This is a genomic window from Rhizobacter sp. P2_H2, from assembly GCF_056403375.1.
Genome location: NZ_JBFUFP010000627.1, coordinates 1 through 3,235 on the forward strand (window position 1 = coordinate 1; position 3,235 = coordinate 3,235).

Below are 3,235 nucleotides of genomic sequence, written 5' to 3' on the forward strand. Positions count from 1 at the left end.
CCGCTCACGTCGCCGGCCTGGGTCTTCTTGTCGAAGCCGCCAGCCGGCTTGGACGACAGGCCGAGCCCGCGCAGGTCCGGCATGATCACCGTGTGATCACGTGCCAGGTCGATGGCGAGCGGCACCCACATGTCGCCGGTCTCGCCGTAGCCGTGCAGCAGCACCACCGCGGGGCCCTTGCCGCCGGAGCGGACGTGGATGGTCGCGCCGTTGGTCGTGACCTCGCGGGTCGAGAACGTGGGCGCCGGGTACTTGAGGGATTGAGCCGAAGCCGAGGCCGGCATGGCCAGCAGCGTCAGCGATGCCAGGGCAAGGGACATGAGGGTTCGCATGGAGATCTCCGTGGGTGAAGGGTGAACAGCTGTCGCCAGTGTCTTGAAATCAGCTTGAACCGACTAGCTGGAAACGGACGCAATCAGCTTCAACCATCGGTTTAAGATCGCGCATGACCTACCTGCAGCACCTGGTGTCGTTCGTCCACACGGCAGAGCACGGCAGCTTCTCGGCCGCGGCGCGGGTGCTGGGCCTGACGCCGGCGGGCGTCAGCAAGAACGTGGCGAAGCTCGAGGCCGATCTCGGCGCAAGGCTCTTTCAACGCAGCACGCGCCGGCTGGCGCTCACCGAAAGCGGCGAGCGCTTCCTGCAGCAGGTGAGCGACCCGCTGGCGTCGTTGCAGACCGCGATGGCGGGCGTGCAGCGCGGTGACGAGACGCCGGCCGGCACGCTGAAGGTCAGCATGGGGCTGGCATTCGGGCGGCGCTTCCTGGTGCCGCTGCTGGGAGAGTTCCTGGCGCGCTACCCGGCGGTGCTGCCGGACTGGCATTTCGACAACCGGCAGGTCGATCTGATCGGCGAGGGGTTCGACGCGGCGATCGGCGGCGGCTTCGAGCTGGCGCCGGGCGTCGTGGCGCGCGAGCTGGCGCCGGTGCACATCGTGGCGGTGGCGTCGCCGGACTACCTGAGCGGGCGGCCGATGCCGCGTACGCCGGAGGACCTGGCGGAGTTCGACGGGATCATGCGGCGGTCGTCACCGACGGGGCGCGTGCGGCCGTGGACGCTGCGCTCGAAACGCAACGCCGAGCAGGCGGTGCCCTGCAAGGCGCGGCTGATCTTCAGCGACCCCGAGGCGATCGCCGAGGCGGCGAAGCTCGGGCTCGGCGTCGCGCTGCTGCCGATGCCGTTCGCCTTCGCGCTCATCGCGAGCGGGGAACTGGTGCGGCTGCTGCCGGGCTGGTACAGCGACGCGGGGCCGCTGTCGCTGTACTACCCGAGCCGCAGCCTGCTGCCGGCGAAGACGCGGGTGTTCGTCGATTTCGTGATGGAGCGGTTCCGGGCGGCGGAGTTCGCGAAGCTGGTCGACGGGCGCTGACGCGCCGACCGTCAATCCGTCAACCGTGCGGGTCTTCGCTCTTCGAGCGCGACTTGCCGATCTCCTCGGCCTTCTGCATGTCCTGCTGCTCGCGCGGCGACTTCGGATGCGCGTTGCGCGCCGCCTCGTCGACCTTGCCGGACTTGACGAACTCGCGGGTCTTTTCGTCGTAGTGGCGGGCGGCTTCGTAGTCGCCTTCGCCCTGAACCTGGCTCAGGTCGGCCTGGGGTTGCTGCTTGCCCGGTTGAGTTGGCTTCTGCTGTTTGCTCATCGCGATCTCCTTACATGATGTGTCACAACCATAGGAATCGCTGCCGTTGATCGGCGCGGGGTTGGGGCTCGATGCAATGTCGGCGGGACGCGCTTCGCGTCGTAGGAATCCACCGACTTGCCCCGTTGCCAGCACCAATCGCTGACCGATTCAGTTCACGTCTTGCTGGCGGCTTTAACCACTGTCGCGAATCTATCAGCCAGCACTTTGGCCGTCGGACGCTTTGCGGGGTCATCCACGAAGCCGTCGCGAATCAAATTGATGATTGTCCGCTCCTCGCGGCTATCGAGCCATGAGCGTTGATTCCGCAACTTGAGTGGAGTAAGGAAGGAAGCCCTGTCCTTTGCTTTTTCGTCACAGCAAATATCCCATATCGAAGCTACCAGACCATGCACATCGCTCGCGGCCCCAATCGCCGGCAGCCCAGCCTTCTTAAGCACCCTATCCTTTATTCTYTTTCCTTGTACAGCTTCCAAATTCTCATACTTACCAAGCCTCTTCAACCCGCTCTCCCTCTCCTTGAGCTGATTAGCACGATCAGTTTTAGCCCTATTCTCCGGATCACTCCACACTGTGTAGTATTCCGGTGACATGTATTTCAAGCAGTCGCTGCGACCAGTATTTATAACTACACCGCTTCGGGCAGACATTCCGAAATCTGCCAACTTGACAACAGGCTCACCTTCACCATCCTCGTCGACATAGAAGTTGTCCGGTTTCAGATCCATATGCTTGTATCCCAGATCATGAAGCTGCTCGACGCCCAAGCACATTTGGTGAGCAATCTTATAGAGCTTTCTCTGACCATCCTGTCGTGAGACACGCCCGTCCTCCATACGCTGACGAAGCTTTTCAACGTACTCCGTGACCGTTCCCTTCCTTGCATAGTCAGAGATCAAAAAATATTGACCGGCAGCAGTGATGATTGACCCTCGGCAGCCAAGTATATTGGCTGAATTCCCATCCCCAACCTTCTTGCTAATAACCAACTCCGGAGAATCCGAAGAAACATCAAGGGGCTTCAGAACGATCGTATCGCCGTCCTCTGCAACGGCCTTTCTGATCAATCTCTTTTCTTTCCCGGCGACCTTGCCAATTGCCTGTTCGTCAAACTTGTATCGTTTCCCTTTGAATGTGACATGTGAAGCCGTGACATCACTGACAAAGTCCGGGAATTTTCCTGCTTGCGCTACCGCCCCTTGAAGAGGAATCAATATCTTCGTCGACCCTCCGATTTCTATCTTTTTCAGATCCCCCCAAGAAATTCCTCCATTGACGGCACTCCTGAGCGTCTTGCGCATTTGATCCGTGATGCCCCCATCTGGCTCATCCATGACCACAAATAGATCTCCGTCTTTCCCGACCTGCTGCATGACCTTCCATTCCGGTTTCCCCGAAATGAATCCACAAGGAGTATAGATTTCGGTCGGCGACCTCCACAGGACCCCGCCCTCTTCCATCTTCGACGCCCCATCAATGCATTGCGAGAGGATTTTTATAGAGTCCTTCCGCCCGACAGTTCCGACTCTTGCCTTTGGTTCAGCATAGAGATCCAAAGTGTTTAGGAACTTTTTGGCTTCGAGACTCACTCCGCC

Annotated in this window: 4 protein-coding genes; 1 reads left to right on the forward strand and 3 read right to left on the reverse strand. The window is 60.3% G+C overall.

The window, feature by feature from the left end:
• Positions 1-332, reverse strand: a 332-nt coding sequence (locus AC1D15_RS23675; protein ID WP_477827895.1) for an alpha/beta fold hydrolase, incomplete at its 3' end; no start/stop codon positions are given.
• Positions 333-445: 113 nt separating this feature from the next.
• On the opposite strand from AC1D15_RS23675, the gene AC1D15_RS23680 reads away from it, so the two are divergent.
• Complete coding sequence (locus AC1D15_RS23680; protein ID WP_477827896.1) at positions 446-1,369, forward strand: LysR family transcriptional regulator; 924 nt, start codon at positions 446-448, stop codon at positions 1,367-1,369.
• A 19-nt stretch (positions 1,370-1,388) separates the two neighbouring features.
• On the opposite strand, the gene AC1D15_RS23685 is transcribed toward AC1D15_RS23680, so the two are convergent.
• Together AC1D15_RS23685 and AC1D15_RS23690 are read right to left on the reverse strand one after the other, a co-directional pair.
• Entirely contained in the window at positions 1,389-1,640 is a 252-nt protein-coding gene (locus AC1D15_RS23685; protein WP_477827897.1) for a hypothetical protein, read from the reverse strand.
• Between the two features lie 155 nt (positions 1,641-1,795).
• Positions 1,796-3,235, reverse strand: a 1,440-nt coding sequence (locus AC1D15_RS23690; RefSeq protein ID WP_477827898.1) for a protein kinase domain-containing protein, incomplete at its 5' end; no start/stop codon positions are given.